This window comes from Aureimonas mangrovi (assembly GCF_014058705.1).
Classification (GTDB): Bacteria; Pseudomonadota; Alphaproteobacteria; order Rhizobiales; family Rhizobiaceae; genus Aureimonas; species Aureimonas mangrovi.
The window spans coordinates 2,707,940-2,727,610 of record NZ_CP059692.1 but is presented as its reverse complement, the minus strand read 5'-3'; the positions used below and the strand labels follow the sequence as shown (position 1 = coordinate 2,727,610).

Below are 19,671 nucleotides of genomic sequence, written 5' to 3'. Positions count from 1 at the left end.
GCGGGGGATGGAACAAGCCCTCGCAGGCCGCCTCGTCGAAGGCGGCCACAACCTCGACGTGCGCGTCTATTTCGAGGACACCGATTTCTCCGGTGTGGTCTACCACGCGCGTTATCTGCATTTTCTGGAGCGCGGCCGCACGGACTATCTGCGCCTGCACGGCATCGGCCATCGCGAACTGATGGACGGGCGCTTCGGCGAGCCGATGGCGTTCGCCGTGCGGCACATGGACATCGACTTCCTCGCTCCCGCCCGCATCGACGATGTCCTGACCGTCGAGACGCGTACGACGCTTCTGGGCGGCGCGCGCGTCGTTCTCGACCAGCGCATCCTTCTCGGCGAGCGCACGCTGGTGGGCGCGAAGGTCAAGGTCGCGGTGATCTCGCCGGAGGGAAAGCCGCGGCGGATGCCCGCAGCCGTGGCCGAAAGGCTCGGACGCGGGCCATCCCAGGATTGACGGCGGGCGCGAGAAATCCGCGCTAACGCCCTGTTAACCCTAACGCATGATGATGATGCGGTGCCGCGAGGTCACTGGCGACGCCATTCTTTTACCGAAATCAATGGTGAAGGACGGGCGAGGCGGGTGCATGCGGCGCGAGGGCGGTGCGTCGCGCCGTCTTCGGATCTCAACATGCCAACGAAACCGTCCGGGCCCGTCGCACCCGGAGACCATCGACCTTTCGAGGGACCAAACGCATGAACGAAGTCGCGCAGACAGCGCTCGCGGCCCCGGGCCACGACATGTCCCTCCTCGGCCTTTTCTGGCAAGCGGGCTTCATCGTCAAGCTGGTCATGATCGGCCTCGTCGCCGCGTCCGTGTGGACGTGGACGATCATCTTCGACAAGTGGGCGCGCTATGCCGCGTTCCGCCGCCAGCTCAACCAGTTCGAGAACAATTTCTGGTCCGGCCAGTCGCTCGAGGAGCTCTACCACACGCTCAACGACCGCAAGACCAGCGGCATGGGCGCGCTCTTCGTCGCCGCCATGCGCGAATGGAAGAAGAGCTTCGAGAAGGGCGCACGCTCGCCGCTCGGCCTGCAGGCACGCATCGAGAAGGCGATGGACGTCACGCTCGCCCGCGAGATGGACGGGCTCGAATCACGCCTCGGCTTTCTCGCGACCGTCGGCTCGGCCGCGCCCTTCGTCGGCCTCTTCGGCACGGTCGTCGGCATCATGACCTCCTTCCAGGCGATCGCGACCTCCGAGCAGACGAGCCTTGCGGTCGTCGCGCCCGGCATCGCGGAGGCGCTGCTCGCCACGGCCATCGGCCTCGTCGCGGCCATTCCGGCGGTCATCGCCTACAACAAGCTGACCTCGGAAGCCGGCCGCCTCGGCATGCGCCTCGAGGGTTTCGCCGACGAGTTCTCCGCCATCCTCTCGCGGCAGATCGACGAGAAGTCGCAGGCGCGCTGAGCGCAGCCGTCCAACGCAACTCGAAGGGCCATCGGCCGAGGGCTTCAGATCATGGGCATGTCGACGGGCGCCGCGTCCGGTTCGGGAGGAGGGCGCCGCCGCAGGGGCGGGCGCCGCCGCGCGCCGATGAGCGAAATCAACGTCACGCCCTTCGTGGACGTGATGCTCGTGCTTCTCATCGTCTTCATGGTCGCCGCGCCGCTGATGACGGTGGGCGTGCCGCTGGAACTGCCCGAGACGCAGGCGCGCGCGCTCAATTCCGACACGCAGCCGATCACGATTTCCGTCCAGAGCGGCGGCGAGATCTTCATCCAGGACACGCCGGTGGCGGCCGAGGATGTCGTCGCCCAGCTTCAAGCCATCGGCCAGGCCGGCTACGAGGAGCGTATCTTCGTGCGCGGCGACACCGCGACCGACTACGGCACGGTCATGAACGTCATGGCGCGCATCTCCGCCGCGGGCTTCCGCAACATCGGCCTCGTCACCGCTTCGGAAGCGGGAAGCTGATCGCGGCGCGATGAAGGCCTTCACCACCTCGACCATCCTGCACACGCTGCTCCTGACTTGGGGGCTGTGGTCGTTCGGCCAGCCGCGCCCGCTCGACATGACGCAGGGCGAGTCGTTGCCGGTGTCGATCGTGCCGGTGGAGGAATACAGCCAGGCGATGGTCGGCGAGCGCGAGGCCGAGATGACCGACACGCCCGCGCCGGAACCCACCGAGGCCCCCGAGACCTTGCCTATGCCGGCCGAGAATGTCGGCGAGAACGAGGTCGACCTGGCCTCGCCGCCGCGCCCCGAGACGGCCCCGCGCGAGCGCGTGCAGACCGCGACCTCCGAAGCCCCGCCGCCTCCGCCACCCCCTGCGCCCGAACCGGAGCCCGTCGTGGAGCCGGCGCCCGAGCCCGAGCCGGCACCGCCTGAGCCCGAGGTGGCCGAGCCCGCGCCGGCCCCGGCGCCCGAGCCGGAACCCGTCATAGACGAGGCCGCGCCGCAGGTGGCAGAAGCCGAGCCCGAGCCGCAGGAGGCGCCCGCGCCACAGAACGTGCCGCTCCCGCAGGTGCGCCCGGTTCCGCCGGTGCGTGAGGCAGAGCGCCCGGCTGAGACGCCGCCGACGCCGCCGCGCGAACAGCCGGCGCGCGAGCCCGAGCGCGAAACCGCAGAAAGCCAGGCGCAGGAAGAGCCCGAATTCGACGCCGATGAGATCGCTGCGCTCCTGAACCGCGAGAGCTCGGCGGGCGGCGGCGCGCAGCGCTCGCAGGACCAGGCCTCTCTCGGGGCGACGCGTAACACCGGCGAACGTCTCTCCCAGAGCGAGCTGGACGCGCTGCGTGGCCAGATCCAGCGCTGCTGGAGCCCGCCGGCAGGGGTCGCCGAGGCCGGTTCGCTGCGCATCTCCATCCAGATGTCGCTGGACCCGTCCGGCCAGCTCCAGGGTATGCCGCAGATCGTTTCGGGCGGTGGCGGCTCCTCGATCGAGCGCATCGCCGGAGAAGCGGCGGTACGCGCCGTGCGTCGCTGCGCGCCATACAATCTCCCGATTGAGAAGTACGAGACCTGGAGCCAGGTGCAGATCAATTTCGATCCGAGCGAGATGTTCTGAGCGCCTTCGCCGTTCCCCGATGCGCCGCGCCGAGCGCGCCGCCGACACGACAACGCGCAAGGGCGCTCAGCACCACGCCGCCGCATCCCCGCACGAGAAGGGCCAATCCATGAACACCGCCGTCAAGACACTCGCCGCCCTTCTCGCCCTCTCCGCGGCCGGGATCGCCGCCACCGCCATGCCGGCGAAGGCGCAGGTCGAGATCGACATCACCCAGGGCAACATTCAGCCGCTGCCGATCGCGCTGCCGAACTTCCAGTCACAGAACCAGCTCGGCCAGCAGATCGTGGAGGTGGTGCGCGCCAACCTCCAGCGCTCGGGCCTCTTCGCGCCCATCGAGCAGGCGGCCTACATCCAGCGTGACATCGGACCGGACGCGACGCCGCGTTTCCAGGACTGGACGGTCATCAACGCGCAGGCTCTGGTGACCGGCCGCGTGACTCCGGAGGCGGATGGCCGCCTGCGCGTCGAGTTCCGCCTGTGGGACACCTATGCCGGCCAGCAGCTCGACGGGCAGCAGTTCTACGCCAATCCGGACAACTGGCGCCGCATCGCCCACATCATCTCCGACGCGATCTACGAGCGCCTGACGGGCGAAGCAGGCTATTTCGACACGCGCGTCGTCTTCGTCGACGAGACGGGCCCCGCGAGTGCGGTGCGCAAGCGCCTCGCCATCATGGATCAGGACGGCGCGAACGTCCGTTACCTGACCGACGGCAACGATCTCGTGCTGACGCCGCGCTTCTCGCCGAGCCGGCAGGAAATCACCTACATGTCCTTCGGCCAGGGCGAACCGCGCGTCTATCTCCTGCAACTCGAGACCGGCCAGCGCGAGATCGTCGGCAATTTCCCTGGCATGACCTTCTCTCCGCGCTTTTCTCCAGACGGTCAGCGCGTGATCATGAGCCTTCAGCAGGAGGCCACATCGAACATCTACGCGATGGACCTGCGCTCGCGTGCCACCACGCGGCTGACGTCGACCAACGCCATCGATACCTCTCCCTCCTACTCGCCGGACGGCACGCGCATCGTCTTCGAGAGCGACCGCGGCGGGCGCCAGCAGCTCTACACGATGGGCGCGGACGGTTCGAACCAGACCCGCATTTCGTTCGGCGACGGTGCCTACTCGACGCCGGTCTGGTCGCCGCGCGGAGACCTGATCGCCTTCACCAAGCAATCGGGCGGGCAGTTCCAGATCGGCGTCATGCGACCCGATGGTTCGGGCGAACGCATCCTGACCTCGGGCTTCCACAACGAAGGGCCGACCTGGGCGCCGAACGGCCGGGTCCTCATGTTCTTTCGCGACCCGCAGGGGCCGGCGGGGCCGCAGCTTCACTCGATCGACCTGACAGGCCGCAACGAGCAGCGCGTCCCGACGCCGAACTCGGCTTCCGATCCCGCATGGTCGCCTGCGCTCGACTGATCGGAGAAGGCGAGCGGCCCACACGATCGTGACGGCGTCTGCCGCCTTTCGGACTCATTGCCGATTCAATCCGGGCAAAGGATCAAAAGGGGGATGTGATTCGCAACTCGCGGTTTGTCTGGTGACGAGGTGTTAACCTTGTCTCGGTAAACCGGAGATGAGACGAATCCACCGCATTCGAAGGAGCCGGCCATGCGCCGCATCGCATCAGGGGCCCATAGCCGCGTCGCACTTCTGCTGGCAGCCGCGCTGCTCGTCACGGGCTGTGCCAACCGCAATCAGCAGCTGCCCGACAACGCCGCCGGTCTCGGCCTCGGCGGCCCGGGCGGCGTAGGTGGCGCCGGCGGCTCTGCCGCGCCCGGCACCAGCCAGGACTTCACGGTCAATGTCGGCGACCGCATCTTCTTCGACACCGACTCGTCGTCGATCCGCGCCGATGCCCAGCAGACCCTGTCGCGCCAGGCGCAGTGGCTGCAGCAGTATCCGTCCTACGCGATCGTCGTGGAGGGACATGCCGACGAGCGCGGCACCCGCGAGTACAACCTCGCGCTCGGCGCTCGCCGTGCCGCCGCCACGCGGGACTTCCTGGCCGCGCGCGGCGTGCCGGCCAACCGCATGCGCACCATCTCCTACGGCAAGGAACGCCCGGTCGCGGTCTGCGACGACATCTCCTGCTGGTCGCAGAACCGCCGCGCGGTCACGGTGCTCTCCGGCGCCGGCTCCTGAGGCTTTCAAGCAACAGTGTGACCACGACGCGGCCCCCTCACGGGGCCGCTTTCGTTTCTGTGTTCTCGCAAAGGGCCAAGAGCCCCATTTTAGCCGAACTCCCCGTCCTGAAGCTTGCCGAGCACGGATGGATCGCGGCACCTTCTTGCGTGTAGAAGGCGCGCGGATCGCGACAGCGGAGTTCGGCACATGGCACATTTCTCGGCACGTCTCGCCGGCGCGGCGACGGCAGTCTTCCTGATCGGCGCGGCACAGGCCGCAGCCGTCGAGTTTCCTTTCGACCTCGGTCTCGGCGGCGGCAACGATCGCGTGCAAACGCAGCCCGCACCCGCCGCGCAGCCCCCCGTCCTGATGGCGCAGGCCGGCGATGCCGGCGTTCGCCTCTCCCAGATGGAGGAGGAGATCCGTCGCCTGACCGGCCGCGTCGAGGAGATGTCCTTCCTCGTCCTCCAGCTTCAGGAGCAGCTGCGCAACGCGCAGGAGGACAACGAACTGCGCTTCCAGGATCTGGAAGGAGGCTCCGGTGGCGGCGGGCAGACGCCTGAGCGCCGCAGCGAGGCGACCCCGCCGGCCGCCGGCGGCAGCGGCGACGGCGAGTTCGCCCTCGGCCTGCCGCCGCAGGGGACGTCAGCGGGCGTCAACGCAACGTCCGGGCAGGGTGACGACATCGGGACACTGCTTGATCAGGCGAGCCTGGAAGACCTCGGCGGCGCGATCAGCCAGGACGGCGCATCCGGCGGCTCGCAGACCGTCGCCTCGATCAACGCCAACGGCCCGGTCGAACTCTATTCACTCGCCTACAACTACATGCTCGCCGGCGACTATCAGCTCGCCGAGCAGAGCTTCCGCCAGTACGCGGACACATATCCCGATTCCGAGGACGCCTCGGATGCGCGCTACTGGCTCGGCGAGAGCCTTTTCGCGCAGAACAAGTTCCGCGACGCCGCCGAGGTCTTCCTGAATGCGCAGAAGGCGCATCCCGAAAGCACCAAGGCGCCGGAGATGATGCTAAAGCTCGGCATGTCGCTCGCTCGCCTCGACAACGCCGAAACGGCCTGCGTGACCTATGCCGAGGTGGAGCGCCGCTACCCCTCGATGAGCGCGAACGTCAAGCGCAAGCTCGACGAGGAAGAGACGGCCGCGCGCTGCTCCTGATCTTGCCGCGCCCGGCGCGCCGGGCCATCCTCGGCGCATGAGCGAAATCGGCGATGATCCCGTAGGCCCGGACGAGGGGTTCGAGCTCCTGCGGCCATCGCTGACGCTCGGCGGCGACGGTGGTGTCGTCCTCGCAGTCTCGGGCGGTGCCGATTCTCTGCTGCTTCTGGTTCTGGCCGGCGAAAATCGCGCTCGCCTTGGCCGTCCGATCACGGTGGTCACCGTCGATCACGGCCTGCGGATGGAGTCGGGCGCCGAGGCTGAGGCTGTCCGCGAGGCGGCCGCACACTATGGCCTGCCCCACCACACGATGAAATGGCGTGGCCCGCAGGGTTCGGGCAATCTCAGCGCGCAGGCTCGCGAGGGCCGCTATGCGCTGCTGGCCCAAGCGGCACGCGAAGCGAGCGCCGGCGCGGTGATCACCGCCCATCATCAGGACGATCAGATCGAGACTCATCTCCTTGCCGCCGAGCGCGGCGAAGGGAAGGGGCGGCAGGCGGCAATGCGTCGGGCGCGTGCGCTCGCACCTGGCGTGACGCTTCTGCGTCCGTTCCTCGCCCTTGCGCGCACCCGCATCGAGGCGAGCCTTCGCGCGCGCGGCCTCGAATGGGCCGAGGACCCAACCAATCGGGACGCGCGCTATGCCCGCACGCGCATGCGCGCGATTTTGAAAGCGATGCCGCACGCCGAGCGGCAGCGGCATCTGGCGCGGATTGCCGCGCTCGCCGCCGCCCGCGACCAACTTGACAGCGAGGTGGCGGCGTTTCTCGCCCCGGCCATCGTCGACACGGCGGGCATGGTCTCGACAAGCCTTGGAGAGTGGCGCGGCGCATCGCCGGCCGTTCGCGCCGCAGCGCTCTCGCGCATCCTCACCGCCGTTTCGGGCGGCAGTAAGCCTCCTACGGCTTTTCAGGCGCGCCGTCTCGCTGAGCGGATCGGGGAGGGGGGGACCTTCGTGGCGACGCTTGCTGGTTGCCGGCTGGAGGTGAGGCCCGATCGTCTTTGCGCCGCGCGCGAATTCGGGCGGACAGGGCCACGCGAACTTGTGATCGAAGGTGGGGCCGCCGTTCTCTTCGACGGCCGATTCGAGATCGGCGTGCCGCAGGAGTGGACGGGCGCTCGCGTCGTGTCGCTCGGTGCCCTCGGCTTTGGAAACCGCGTGAACGCGACCCTGCCGGTCATCGTCTCATCCGGTAGGGAGCCGCTCGCCGCGCATCCTCAGGCGCTGGCAAGGCTCGGCGCGAAGGCCTGCCCGCTCGATATTCGCGAGCAGGTCACGTGGCGATTACGCCGCGATCTGCCAGCCGGGCCGTATCGTCTTCTTGACCAAAATGCCGCAAAAGCGCCCCGACCCGTTGGCAACGAATTGACGGCTGACTATCTTCGCTGGGACTAGGAGCGACGAGCTCGACGTTTGCTCACCGAGGCATACGGTTCGGGCGCCATTCCAGGACGTATAATGAACCAGAATTTCCGGAATTTCGCTCTATGGGCGATCATCGCGCTCCTTCTGATCGCACTGTTCCAAATGTTCTCGAATGGCGGCCAGCAGGCCGGCGCCCGGGAAATTCCCTATTCGCAGTTCCTGACGGACGTGGACAACAGCCGCGTGCGATCCGTGACCATCCAGGGCCAGCGGATTTCCGGCAACTACACGGACCAGTCGACCGGCTTCCAGACCTACGCGCCTGAGGATCCGGGCCTCGTCCAGCGTCTCGAGGGCGCCAACGTCCAGATCAACGCGGCTCCGCCGTCGGACAATTCCAATCCGTTCTGGTCGATGCTCCTGTCCTTCGGCCCGATCCTCCTCATCCTTGGCGTCTGGATCTTTTTGATGCGCCAGATGCAGGGCGGCGCCGGCGGCAAGGCGATGGGCTTCGGCAAGTCGAAGGCCAAGCTCCTGACCGAGGCCCACGGCCGCGTGACCTTCGCGGACGTCGCGGGCGTCGACGAAGCCAAGCAGGATCTTGAAGAGATCGTCGAATTCCTGCGCGAGCCGCAGAAGTTCCAGCGCCTCGGCGGCAAGATTCCGCGCGGCGTCCTTCTCGTCGGCCCTCCGGGCACCGGTAAGACGCTGACCGCGCGTGCCGTCGCAGGTGAAGCCAACGTGCCCTTCTTCACCATTTCCGGCTCCGACTTCGTGGAGATGTTCGTCGGCGTCGGCGCATCCCGCGTGCGCGACATGTTCGAGCAGGCCAAGAAGAACGCGCCCTGCATCATCTTCATCGACGAGATCGACGCGGTCGGTCGCCATCGCGGCGCAGGCCTCGGCGGCGGCAACGACGAGCGCGAGCAGACGCTGAACCAGCTCCTCGTCGAGATGGACGGCTTCGAGGCGAACGAGGGCATCATCCTCATCGCCGCGACGAACCGTCCGGACGTCCTCGATCCGGCGCTCCTGCGTCCGGGCCGCTTCGATCGCCAGGTCATGGTGCCGAACCCGGATGTCGGCGGGCGCGAGAAGATCCTGAAGGTGCATGTGCGCAACGTGCCGCTCGCTCCGAACGTGGACCTGCGCACGATAGCGCGGGGCACGCCGGGCTTCTCGGGCGCCGATCTCGCCAACCTCGTCAACGAGGCGGCGCTGATGGCCGCACGCCGCTCCAAGCGCCTCGTCACCATGCTCGAATTCGAGGATGCCAAGGACAAGGTCATGATGGGCGCCGAGCGCCGTTCGATGGCCATGACCGAGGACGAGAAGAAGCTGACCGCCTATCACGAGGCTGGCCACGCGCTCGTCGGTATCTACGAGCCCTACAACGACCCGCTCCACAAGGTGACGATCATCCCGCGCGGCCGTGCGCTGGGCGTGACGATGAACCTGCCCGAGCGCGACCGCTACGGTATGCGCAAGAACGAGATGGAGGCGCGTCTCGCCATGATCTTCGGCGGCCGTGCGGCTGAAGAGATCATCTACGGTCTCGACAACGTGACGACCGGTGCGTCGAACGACATCCAGCAGGCCACCAACATGGCGCGCGCGATGGTCATGGAATACGGCATGAGCGACAAGCTCGGCCGCCTGCGCTACCGTCAGAACCAGGAGGAGGTCTTCCTTGGTCATTCGGTCTCGCAGCAGCAGAACATGTCCGAGGACACTGCCCGCCTGATCGACTCGGAGGTGCGTGGCATCATCGAGGTCGCCGAAAACAAGGCGCGCAAGATCCTTAACGAGCATATCGAGGACCTGCACACGCTCGCCAACGGCCTTCTCGAATACGAGACGTTGTCCGGCGACGAGGTGCGCGATCTCCTCGCCGGCAAGTCGCTGGCTCGCGACATGGGCGACGACACGCCGCCCTCGCGCGGATCCGCCGTACCCAAGGCGGGTTCGGCCAAGCACCCGTCCGGCAAGACGGACGAGGGCGGGCTGGAGCCGCAGCCGACGACCTGAGCGCATTCGCGCCGACGCCGATGAGAGGAATGGGGTGGCCCGGCGGCCGCCCCTTTTTTCATGTCAGGGGCGACATTCTTTTTTACTTTCAGTGCCAAACTGCTTCGTCTACGTCCATCGCTCGAACGACGGCAGGGATTTACGATGTCGAGAAGCTATTTCGGAACGGACGGTATCCGAGGCAGGGCGAACCGCCATCCGATGACGCCCGAGGTCGCGATGAAGGTCGGCATGGCCGCCGGTCTGGCTTTCCGGCGTGGCAGCTACCGGCACCGCGTCGTGATCGGCAAGGACACGCGCCTGTCCGGCTATATGTTCGAGAACGCGCTCGTCGCGGGCCTCACTTCGGCCGGCGTCGATGTCTTCCTGCTCGGCCCGATCCCCACCCCGGCGGTGGCGATGCTGACCCGCTCCATGCGCGCCGATCTCGGCATCATGATCTCGGCGTCTCACAACCCCTTTGACGACAACGGCATCAAGCTCTTCGGTCCGGACGGCTATAAGCTTTCTGACGAGGTCGAACTCGAAATCGAGAAGCTGATTGAGGAGGACTTGTCCGGCCGTATGCCCGACGGCTCGCAGCTCGGCCGCGCCAAGCGCGTCGACGGGGTCCACGATCGCTATATCGAGTTCGCCAAGCGCACGCTGCCCCGCGAATTTACGCTTGAGGGCCTGCGCATCGCAATCGACTGCGCCAACGGCGCTGCCTATCGCGTAGCGCCCGAGGTCTTGTGGGAACTCGGCGCCGAGATCGTGAAAATCGGCGTGGAGCCGAACGGCACCAACATCAACCTCAATTGCGGCTCGACCAGCCCGGCGGCGCTCCAGCAGAAGGTGCGCGAGGTGCGCGCCGACATCGGCATAGCGCTCGACGGTGACGCCGACCGCGTCCTCATCGTCGACGAGAAGGGCGAGATCGTCGACGGCGACCAGCTGATGGCGGTCGTCGCCGAGGCCTGGGCAGCGGATGGGCGCCTCACGGCGGGCGGCGTCGTCGCCACCGTCATGTCGAATCTCGGCCTTGAGCGGTTCCTTGCGGGGCAGGGCATCCAGCTCGCCCGCACCAAGGTGGGCGACCGTTATGTCGTCGAGCACATGCGCGAGCATGGGTACAATGTCGGCGGCGAGCAATCCGGCCACATCGTCCTCTCGGACTTCGGCACGACGGGCGACGGGCTAGTGGCCGCGTTGCAGGTGCTGTCGGTGGTGCGCAAGGCCGGCGGGTCGGTGTCCGAGGTCTGCCGCCGCTTCGAGCCGGTGCCGCAGGTCCTGAAGAACGTGCGTTTTGCAGGCGGTGAGCCACTGGAGCGCGACAGCGTGCGCAGCGCGATCGACAACGGCCGCGTTCGCCTCGGCAACAGCGGCCGGCTCGTCATCCGCCCGTCCGGCACCGAGCCTCTGATCCGCGTGATGGCCGAAGGGGACGATCCGGCGCTGGTCGCAGGAGTGGTCGACGATATCGTGGGCGCGTTGCACCAGTCGGCCGCGTGAGAGGCACGCGCAGGGTGAATCATTCCCTACCGTAAACGCTCTGTTAATAGTTAATCTTTAGATTTTCCGTTGTTGCGGACGTCGAGCCGCGCCCATTGCTGGCAACTTCGGAGAATAGACATGAACCGGCTCTTCGTGCTCGCCCTGATGGGTGCGAGCGCTCTCGCCCCGCAGGCAGCCTCGGCCGCGGACATCTTCGTTCCGCCGCCGGTCGAGTACGTCGAGGAGGTCAAGCCGAACTACAGCGGCTGGTACATCCGCGGTGACGTCGGCTACCAGTTCGAGTCCGAGACCGATGGTCATTGGGCCTTCTACAACATCTTCCCGGGCGTCGAGGGCATCGACGACTACTATCGCTACGACAAGCTGACGCTGGAAGACGGGGCGACCTTCGGCCTTGGCGCCGGCTACCGCTTCAACGAGATCTTCCGCGCCGACGCGACGGTGGACTTCTTCCGCGCCGACGTTTCGGGCCGCACCAATTGCCCGCTGATGATCCGCACCGACCCGGCGCACAACATCGGCCCCTTCGGCGAGTGCTACTATGAGGACTCCACCGAGGCCGACGTCTGGACGATCATGGCGAACGCCTATGTCGACCTGCCGCAGTTCGGTCTCATCACCCCGTATATCGGCGCCGGCATCGGCACGGCCTATGTCAGCTACGACACGAACAACGCGCAGGAAGTCTGCCCGCCCTGCGACCCGTCCTATGTCCGCTACTCGGGCACCAACGAAGGCGCCGACGACTGGCGTTTCGCCTCCTCGCTGATGGCGGGCGCGAGCATCGACCTGACGCAGCAGCTCGCCCTCGACATCGGCTATCGCTTCACCAAGATCTGGGAAGGCGACGCTTGGGGCTACGACGCGCAGGACACGGAGTTCGGGGCGACGGGCATCCAGACGAAGGACAACGGCTTCGACGTCCACGCGGTCCGCGCGGGCCTTCGCTACAGCTTCTTCTGAGCCGAACGGGCTCTTCACCGGAATCTGGAAAGGCCGTCGCGGGCAAGACCGCGGCGGCCTTCTCGCATCCGCCGGCGGCTTGCTTTGCTAAGGCTGACGCAAGGTTAAGAAACAGGGTTAACGAGGCGTCAATCATTTGGCCTCAAGAAGAGCGTGACGCACCGGCGCCGCCGGGGCACACGATCCCGGAGCCGAGGCGATGACCATCCGCAGCACTATCCTGGCGACACTCGCCGCATCCTTGGCCCTCGGCGCGTCCGTTGCGGCCGCCGCGGATTACGGCCCGGTCTATGCCGGCATGCTAAGCCCGGCGCCGGAGATCGTGCCTGTCGAGGTCGGCACGGGCTGGTATCTGCGCGGCGACGTCGAATATGGCTTCGACAGCGACTACGATGGTTCGGCGAGCTACAGCATCTTCGGCACCGATTTCGGCCCGGCCTACACCGATTTCGGGCTCGATGAGGGGTTCGGTGGCGGTCTCGGTGTCGGCTACCAGCTCACCGACTATCTGCGCGGCGACCTGACGGCGCGCTACTCCAAGTTCGATGTCGGTGCGGCTTCGGATTTCGAGTGCTTCGGCGCCGGCCCGTGCAGCTTTGGCGCCTCGGCGGAGGCGCGCAGCTGGGACCTGATGGCCAACGCCTATGTCGATCTCGGCACGTTCGCAGGCTTCACGCCCTATGTCGGTGGCGGTCTCGGTGCGGTGAACGTCTCTTACGAGGACGTTTCGACGGTCGGTTGCGAGGGTGATCCAGCCTTCTGCACCACCACCAGTTTCGACGGCGATGACAGCTGGCGTTTCGCCTACGCGCTGATGGCAGGGGTCGGCTACAACCTGAACCGCAGCCTGACGCTCGACATCGGCTATCGCTACCTCAACATCGATGGCGGAGACGTCGCCTCGTTCACCTCGTCCGACCCGATCGATCCCTCGATCTTTGCCGAGGACGACGGATACGACCGCCACATCATCACCGCTGGCCTTCGCTACAAGCTCTGGTAGGCTCAGTACGCTATCCTATACGATTGAGGCCGGCGGATGCACCGCCGGCCTCTTTTACGTTCCAGGAGGGCGAATTACTCGTAGATCTCGATGATCTCGCGCGTCGAGGGCCGCACCAGCACGCGCTGGTTGTTCACCACCGTGTAGGCATAGTCCGGCTCTTCCGGGATATCGTAGTACTCGACTGTGTCCGGCAAGATCTCGCCGCGCACGAGACGTCCTTCGAGCGTCACGGAAGGCTGTGCCTGCTCGACCACGTAGGTCCGAACCGTGCCGGGGATTTCGACCACCGGTGCAGCGGTCGTTTCCTCGACCACTGTCGTGGTCGTGGTCGTGGTGGTCTGGGCGAAAGTCGGCGCAGCCAAGGCGATGGCGGCGGTCGAAGCGGCCAGAAGAGCGGTGCGCATGGAAAGCTCCATTTGCTGTTTCATTTGGCTGATGAACGCCCTAGCCGTGGCTTTAGTTGCTGCTGCGTTCGTTGAGGGCGGGCCGCAGTTGCCGCCTCAGCGGCTGTCGCGCTTGCCCTGTGCGTCGCGCACGAACTGTGAAACCCGCCCGGCCTCCATCGAGCTGCCGATCTCCTTCGTCTTCTCGTTCGGTGCCGGTTCCATGCCCCTGTTCGCGGTGCGTCCGGACGAGGGACGCTTGGGGGATGGCGCCGCGCGCTTGAGCTTCAGCGCACGACGGGCGCTCGACTGAAGCTCGCTCTTCTCCTCCGCCTTGCGCCGGCGCGTGCGCTCCTTGTTGGCACGCTGCACGGCTTCCGCAAGGAGGCCGGACTTCTGCCGCAGGCCGCTGGACTCGCTCTGCTCGATCCCGCTTCCGCTGCGGCGCGCCGCACCCCGGCGTCGGGTAGACAGGTCACGTGCCCGATCCCGCCTCTCGCGGAGCCGGGAGATCAGCTGGTTCAGATCGCCATCGCCGAGATCCTGCAGATGAGGGCGGTGGGTCTTCTCCACCATCTCGAATTCATCCTTGTCGAGAATCCGCTGCTCGTCCTTCCTGCGGGTGGCCATGATGTCTCCTTTCGTCTGCAATTCACGAAAAACCAATGGCTTGCCGCCGCTGAGGTTCCGTCATTCAGAGTTCACTTGACGCCATGCCCCGACAGGCATAGAGCCGCCAGTGGGACACCTCTCCCCAACGAGAGGCAACTATCTGTAAGGATAGCTATCAGATGGCGAACATCACCCAGCCGGCATTGCGTCCGGCCGACCCCCGTTTTTCTTCCGGCCCTTGTGCCAAGCGTCCCGGCTGGACGCTGGATGCGCTCTCCGACGCCCCGCTCGGGCGCTCGCATCGCGCCAAGGTCGGTAAATCCAAACTCCTTCAGGCGATCGAGGAAACGCGCGAGGTTCTGCGCGTTCCGGCCGATTACCGCATCGGCATCGTGCCGGCCTCCGACACGGGCGCTGTGGAGATGGCCATGTGGTCGCTTCTCGGTGCGCGCGGCGTCGACATGCTGGCGTGGGAAAGCTTCGGCGCCGGTTGGGTGACGGATGCCGTCAAGCAGCTTGGGCTGAAGGATGCGCGCGTTCTCGAAGCCGGTTACGGCGAGATCGTCGACCTCGCGGACGTCAATTTCGACAACGACGTCGTCTTCACCTGGAACGGCACCACCTCCGGCGTGCGCGTTCCGAACGGCGACGCGATCCCTGCAAACCGTCAGGGTCTCACGATCTGCGACGCGACCTCGGCCGCCTTCGCGCAGGACCTGCCCTTCGACAAGCTCGATGTCGTGACCTTCTCCTGGCAGAAGGTGCTGGGCGGCGAGGCCGCGCACGGCATGATCATCCTCTCGCCCCGCGCGGTCGAGCGGCTGGAAAGCTACAAGCCGGCCTGGCCGCTGCCGAAGATCTTCCGCATGACCAAGGGCGGCAAGCTGATCGAGGGCATCTTCAAGGGCGAGACGATCAACACGCCTTCGATGCTCTGCGTCGAGGACTATCTCGACGCGCTGCAATGGGCGAAGTCCATCGGCGGGCTCGACGGCCTGAAGAAGCGCGCGGACGACAATCTGGCCGTGATCGAGCGCTTCGTCGCCGAGAACGACTGGATCGGTTTCCTTGCGAAGACCGAAGAGACGCGCTCCAACACCTCGGTCTGCCTCACCTTCACAGATCCCGCGATCACCGCGCTTTCGGCCGACGACCAGGCCGCCTTCGCAAAGGGCGTCTCCTCGGCGCTGGAGAAGGAAGGCGTCGCGCTCGATATCGGTGCGTATCGCGACGCGCCTCCGGGTCTGCGCATCTGGGCCGGCGCGACGGTGGAGAAGGGCGATCTCGAAGCCCTGATGCCGTGGCTCGCCTATGCCTACGAGGTCCAGAAGGGCACGCTGGCCAAGGCCGCCTGAGGCTCGCGCCCCGCAAGCGTCGTCCCGGCCTCGTGCCGGGATCCGTTCCAGATCATCGATTCAGCGTTGGCGCCACCGAACCGCGCCGAACCGCTCCTTTCAGGGCTGAAGCTCCGCTCGCCCCAACCACAGGACAATCCGAATGGCACCCCGCGTTCTCGTTTCCGACAAGCTTTCCCCCACCGCCGTCCAGATCTTCAAGGATCGCGGCGTCGAGGTCGACTATCTGCCGGACCTCGGCAAGGACAAGGACAAGCTTCTCGAGGTCATCGGCCAGTATGACGGCCTCGCGATCCGCTCCGCCACCAAGGTCACCGAGAAGCTGATCGAGGCCGCGACCAAGCTCAAGGTCGTCGGCCGCGCCGGCATCGGCGTCGACAATGTCGACATCCCGGCCGCTTCGCGGAAGGGCATCATCGTGATGAACACGCCTTTCGGCAACTCGATCACCACCGCCGAGCATGCCATCGCGCTGATGTTCGCCACCGCGCGCCAGCTTCCCGCCGCCGACGCTTCCACGCAGGCCGGCAAGTGGGAGAAGAATCGTTTCATGGGCGTCGAGATCACCGGCAAGACGCTGGGCGTGATCGGCTGCGGCAATATCGGCTCGATCGTCGCCTCGCGGGGCGTCGGCCTGAAGATGAAGGTCATCGGCTTCGACCCGTTCCTCTCGCCGGAACGTGCGAAGGAACTCGGCATCGAGAAGGTCGAGCTCGCCGATCTGTTCAAGCGCGCCGACTTCATCACCCTGCACGTGCCGATGACGGACAAGACCCGCAACATCATCGATGCGGCGGCGATCGCGACGATGAAGGACGGCGTGCGCATCATCAACTGCGCACGCGGCGGGCTGATCGTCGAGAAGGACCTCGCCGAGGCGATCAAGTCGGGCAAGGTCGCGGGCGCCGGCGTCGACGTCTTCGAGACCGAGCCGGCGACGGATTCGCCGCTCTTCGGCCTGGAGAACGTCGTGTGCACGCCGCATCTGGGCGCCTCGACCTCCGAGGCGCAGGAGAACGTCGCGCTGCAGGTTGCCGAGCAGATGTCGGACTATTTGATCCAGGGCGCGGTGACGAACGCCATCAACATGCCCTCGATCTCGGCCGAGGAAGCGCCGATCCTGACGCCCTACGTCAAGCTCGCCGAAGTGCTGGGCGGCTTCGCCGGCCAGGTGACCGAGGATTCGATCACCGCCGTCGAGATCCTGTTCGACGGCCAGCCGGCGGGCATGAACACCCGCGCCTTGACGGCGGCGGCCCTCGCCGGGCTTCTCAAGCCGCAGATGCAGAGCGTCAACATGGTCTCGGCGCCGCTGATGGCCAAGGAGCGCGGCATCCAGGTTTCCGAGGTGCGGCGCGACAAGACCGGCATCTTCGACGGCTACATCAAGGTGACGATCAAGACCCCGACGATGGAGCGTTCGATCGCCGGGACCTGCTTCTCCGACGGCAAGCCGCGCTTCATCCAGATCAAGGGCATCAACATGGAGGCCGATGTCGGCCGCCACATGCTCTACACGACCAACAAGGACGTGCCGGGTGTCATCGGCCAGCTCGGCACCACCTTCGGCAAGGCGGGCATCAACATCGCCAACTTCCATCTCGGCCGCGACGAGGAAGGCGGCAATGCGATCGCGCTTCTCTATCTTGATGCGCCGCTGACGCCGGCCTTCATCCAGGAGATCGAAGGCCTCAACGCCATCGGTCAGGCCAAGCTCCTTGAGTTCGAGATCTGATCGCGGCTGCGATGATGCGAAAACGAAAAGGGCGCCCCGAGGGCGCCCTTTTTCATGCGCCGCTGCCGGTGCCCAGCCGCGCGCGCTCCGCTATCGTAATGCCGCAGATCACGAGCGCCAGCGCCACGAAGTGATAGGGCAGGAGCGGTTCGGCAAGGACGAGGACCGCGAGCCCCGCGCCGAAGATCGGCACGAAGTTGATGAAGAGGTTGGCGCGGCTTGCCCCGATCATCTCCACGCCGCGGATGTAGAGGACCTGACCGACGAGCGAGGGGAAGATGGCGGTGAAGAGCGCGACCGCCCAGCCCCGCGCGTCCGGAGCGATGTAGCCGCCGGTTTCGATCTCCCAGATCAGCATCGGCACCGAGGCGACGAGAGCGCCCACGCACAGGACGAGGATCATCGTCAGCCAGTGCAGCTTCGGCCGGAAGCCGAGCGCCACCGTGTAGCCCGCGTAGAGGACGACGGCGACGACCATCAGCGCGTCGCCCCGGTTGAGGTCGAGCGAGAGGAGCGTTGAGAGGTCGCCGCGCGCGGCGGCGATCGCCACGCCGAGCGCGGTGATCGAAAAGCCGATGAGCTGTGCGCGCCGCACGCGCTGGCCGAACAGGAAGAACATTCCGATGAAGACGACGAGCGGCATAGCCGACTGCACGATCGTCGCCTGCACGGCGCTGGTGTAAAGGAGCGCCGTGTAGAAAAGCCCGTTGAACAGGGCCATGCCGAAGACGCCCAGCGCGAACAGAAAGAGGACGTTGGCCCGCACCACGGGCCAGTCACGGCGCAGCGGGGCCCATGCGAAGGGCAGAACGATCGCGATGGCGATGGCCCAGCGCACGAGAGTGAGCATCATCGGCGACACGTGGCCGACGGCGAGCTTCCCTGCGACCGCGTTCGCGCCCCAGCATGCGGCGGTCAGGCACAGAAGCAGATAGGGATGCGTCCAAAACCGGTTCATAGAGCCCCCATAAGCCGGCCTGACGGTTTACGGCAAGTTCGCCAAAAAGCTTCGGGGCGGGCCTCGCATCGCGGGCAGGCTTTGTCTATGGTCCGGCCGTTTTGCGAAGGGGGCGCCACAGGGTGGCGCCTGGTCGGGCGTGTGCCCGCAAGGAGTTGAAATGGCAAACGTTGTGGTCGTCGGCTCCCAGTGGGGAGACGAAGGGAAGGGCAAGATCGTCGACTGGCTGTCGGAGCGGGCAGACGTGGTCGTGCGCTTCCAGGGCGGCCACAATGCCGGTCACACGCTTGTCGTGGACGGCGTCTCCTACAAGCTTTCGCTTCTGCCCTCCGGCGTCGTGCGCCAGGGCAAGCTCTCGGTGATCGGCAACGGCGTGGTCTTCGATCCTCACGCCTTCGTCGCCGAAAAGGTCCGGCTGGAAGGGCAGGGGGTCTCAATTTCCCCGCAGACGCTGCGCATCGCCGACAACACGGCGCTGATTCTCTCCCTGCATCGTGAGCTCGACGCCATCCGCGAGAGCGCGGCCGCCGGAACCAAGATCGGCACCACGCGACGCGGCATCGGCCCGGCCTACGAGGACAAGGTGGGCCGGCGCGCCATCCGCGCGATGGACCTTGCCGAGCCCGACACGCTGCGCGAGCGCGTGGAGCGGCTTCTCGCGCACCACAACCCGCTGCGTCGCGGACTTGGTGAGCCGGAGATTGCCGTCGAGACGATTCTCGACGAGCTCGTCTCGGTCGCCGACGAGATCACCCCCTATCTCGATCGCGTCTGGCGCCTTCTGGACGAGCGCCGCCGTGCGGGAGACCGCATCCTCTTCGAGGGTGCGCAGGGTACGCTTCTCGATATCGATCACGGCACCTATCCGTTCGTCACCTCATCCAACACCGTTGCGGGCCAGGCGGCGGCGGGCTCGGGTCTCGGCCCATCCGCGGCCGGCTTCGTCCTCGGCATCACCAAGGCGTACACAACGCGCGTCGGCGAGGGGCCTTTCCCGTCGGAGCAGGACAACGAGATCGGCCAGTTCCTCGGCGAGAAGGGGCACGAGTTCGGGACGGTGACCGGGCGCAAGCGCCGCTGCGGCTGGTTCGACGCCGTGCTCGTGCGCCAGGCGGTGGCGATCAACGGCATTCACGGCCTCGCGCTGACCAAGCTCGATGTCCTCGACGGGCTCGACGAGCTCTGCATCGCCGTCGCCTACGAACTGGATGGCGAGCGCATCGACTATTTCCCCGCGAGCCCCGCGGCGCAGAAGCGCATCAAACCGATCTACGAGAAGCTCGAGGGCTGGAAAGACACGACGGCGGGTGCCCGCCGCTGGAGCGAGTTGCCCGCGCAGGCCGTAAAATACGTGCGCCATATCGAGGAACTTGTCGGCGCGCCCGTGACGCTCCTGTCCACTTCGCCCGAGCGTGACGATACGATACTTGTTCGCGACCCGTTTGAAGATTAGG

At 66.5% G+C, this 19,671-nt stretch carries 18 protein-coding genes; 15 read left to right on the top strand and 3 right to left on the bottom strand.

What is annotated here, in order from left to right; translation table 11 throughout:
- Positions 1 to 7: 7 nt before the first annotated feature.
- The 12 genes from ybgC to H1343_RS13095 all read left to right on the top strand — a co-directional run bounded on the left by ybgC (position 8) and on the right by H1343_RS13095 (position 13,171).
- The gene (ybgC, locus tag H1343_RS13150) at positions 8 to 457 is read left to right on the top strand and encodes a tol-pal system-associated acyl-CoA thioesterase (protein WP_185983323.1); all 450 of its coding nucleotides are present in this window, start codon (positions 8 to 10) and stop codon (positions 455 to 457) included.
- A gap of 239 nt (positions 458 to 696) precedes the next feature.
- On the top strand, positions 697 to 1,413 hold the full coding sequence (tolQ, locus tag H1343_RS13145) for a protein TolQ (protein ID WP_185983322.1): 717 nt from the start codon (positions 697 to 699) through the stop codon (positions 1,411 to 1,413).
- A 51-nt stretch (positions 1,414 to 1,464) separates the two neighbouring features.
- Positions 1,465 to 1,920, top strand: coding sequence for a protein TolR (gene tolR / locus H1343_RS13140; RefSeq protein ID WP_185983321.1), 456 nt, complete (start codon positions 1,465 to 1,467; stop codon positions 1,918 to 1,920).
- A 10-nt stretch (positions 1,921 to 1,930) separates the two neighbouring features.
- Positions 1,931 to 3,013, top strand: a complete 1,083-nt coding sequence (locus H1343_RS13135; protein ID WP_185983320.1) for a hypothetical protein — start codon at positions 1,931 to 1,933, stop codon at positions 3,011 to 3,013.
- Positions 3,014 to 3,191: 178 nt separating this feature from the next.
- Complete coding sequence (tolB, locus tag H1343_RS13130) at positions 3,192 to 4,436, top strand: Tol-Pal system beta propeller repeat protein TolB (RefSeq protein WP_425484661.1); 1,245 nt, start codon at positions 3,192 to 3,194, stop codon at positions 4,434 to 4,436.
- Between the two features lie 192 nt (positions 4,437 to 4,628).
- On the top strand, positions 4,629 to 5,162 hold the full coding sequence (pal, locus tag H1343_RS13125; protein WP_185983318.1) for a peptidoglycan-associated lipoprotein Pal: 534 nt from the start codon (positions 4,629 to 4,631) through the stop codon (positions 5,160 to 5,162).
- Between the two features lie 189 nt (positions 5,163 to 5,351).
- Positions 5,352 to 6,317 carry a tol-pal system protein YbgF gene (gene ybgF / locus H1343_RS13120; RefSeq protein WP_185983317.1) on the top strand — a complete coding sequence of 322 codons (966 nt, stop codon included), beginning with the start codon at positions 5,352 to 5,354 and terminating at the stop codon, positions 6,315 to 6,317.
- Between the two features lie 37 nt (positions 6,318 to 6,354).
- On the top strand, positions 6,355 to 7,713 hold the full coding sequence (tilS, locus tag H1343_RS13115) for a tRNA lysidine(34) synthetase TilS (protein ID WP_185983316.1): 1,359 nt from the start codon (positions 6,355 to 6,357) through the stop codon (positions 7,711 to 7,713).
- A 63-nt stretch (positions 7,714 to 7,776) separates the two neighbouring features.
- The gene (gene ftsH, locus H1343_RS13110) at positions 7,777 to 9,711 is read left to right on the top strand and encodes an ATP-dependent zinc metalloprotease FtsH (protein ID WP_185983315.1); all 1,935 of its coding nucleotides are present in this window, start codon (positions 7,777 to 7,779) and stop codon (positions 9,709 to 9,711) included.
- A gap of 144 nt (positions 9,712 to 9,855) precedes the next feature.
- Positions 9,856 to 11,202, top strand: a complete 1,347-nt coding sequence (gene glmM / locus H1343_RS13105) for a phosphoglucosamine mutase (RefSeq protein WP_185983314.1) — start codon at positions 9,856 to 9,858, stop codon at positions 11,200 to 11,202.
- Positions 11,203 to 11,322: 120 nt separating this feature from the next.
- Positions 11,323 to 12,168: an outer membrane protein gene (locus H1343_RS13100; protein ID WP_185983313.1), complete on the top strand. Its 846-nt coding sequence runs from the start codon at positions 11,323 to 11,325 to the stop codon at positions 12,166 to 12,168.
- 199 nt (positions 12,169 to 12,367) lie between these two features.
- A complete protein-coding gene (locus tag H1343_RS13095) occupies positions 12,368 to 13,171 on the top strand; it encodes an outer membrane protein (RefSeq protein WP_185983312.1) in 804 nt (267 codons plus the stop codon).
- Positions 13,172 to 13,245: 74 nt separating this feature from the next.
- Here H1343_RS13095 and H1343_RS13090 read toward each other — a convergent pair whose 3' ends face one another.
- Positions 13,246 to 13,578: a DUF1236 domain-containing protein gene (locus tag H1343_RS13090; protein WP_185983311.1), complete on the bottom strand. Its 333-nt coding sequence runs from the start codon at positions 13,576 to 13,578 to the stop codon at positions 13,246 to 13,248.
- Positions 13,579 to 13,674: 96 nt separating this feature from the next.
- Positions 13,675 to 14,187: a hypothetical protein gene (locus H1343_RS13085; protein ID WP_185983310.1), complete on the bottom strand. Its 513-nt coding sequence runs from the start codon at positions 14,185 to 14,187 to the stop codon at positions 13,675 to 13,677.
- 161 nt (positions 14,188 to 14,348) lie between these two features.
- Here H1343_RS13085 and H1343_RS13080 point away from each other — a divergent pair, with 161 nt between their 5' ends.
- Entirely contained in the window at positions 14,349 to 15,524 is a 1,176-nt protein-coding gene (locus H1343_RS13080; protein WP_185983309.1) for a phosphoserine transaminase, read from the top strand.
- Between the two features lie 142 nt (positions 15,525 to 15,666).
- Positions 15,667 to 17,259 (top strand): phosphoglycerate dehydrogenase, encoded by a 1,593-nt coding sequence (gene serA, locus H1343_RS13075; protein ID WP_185983308.1) that lies wholly within the window; start codon positions 15,667 to 15,669, stop codon positions 17,257 to 17,259.
- A gap of 52 nt (positions 17,260 to 17,311) precedes the next feature.
- Here serA and H1343_RS13070 read toward each other — a convergent pair whose 3' ends face one another.
- The gene (locus H1343_RS13070; RefSeq protein WP_185983307.1) at positions 17,312 to 18,217 is read right to left on the bottom strand and encodes a DMT family transporter; all 906 of its coding nucleotides are present in this window, start codon (positions 18,215 to 18,217) and stop codon (positions 17,312 to 17,314) included.
- A gap of 160 nt (positions 18,218 to 18,377) precedes the next feature.
- Here H1343_RS13070 and H1343_RS13065 point away from each other — a divergent pair, with 160 nt between their 5' ends.
- On the top strand, positions 18,378 to 19,670 hold the full coding sequence (locus H1343_RS13065; protein WP_185983306.1) for an adenylosuccinate synthase: 1,293 nt from the start codon (positions 18,378 to 18,380) through the stop codon (positions 19,668 to 19,670).
- Position 19,671: the final 1 nt, after the last annotated feature.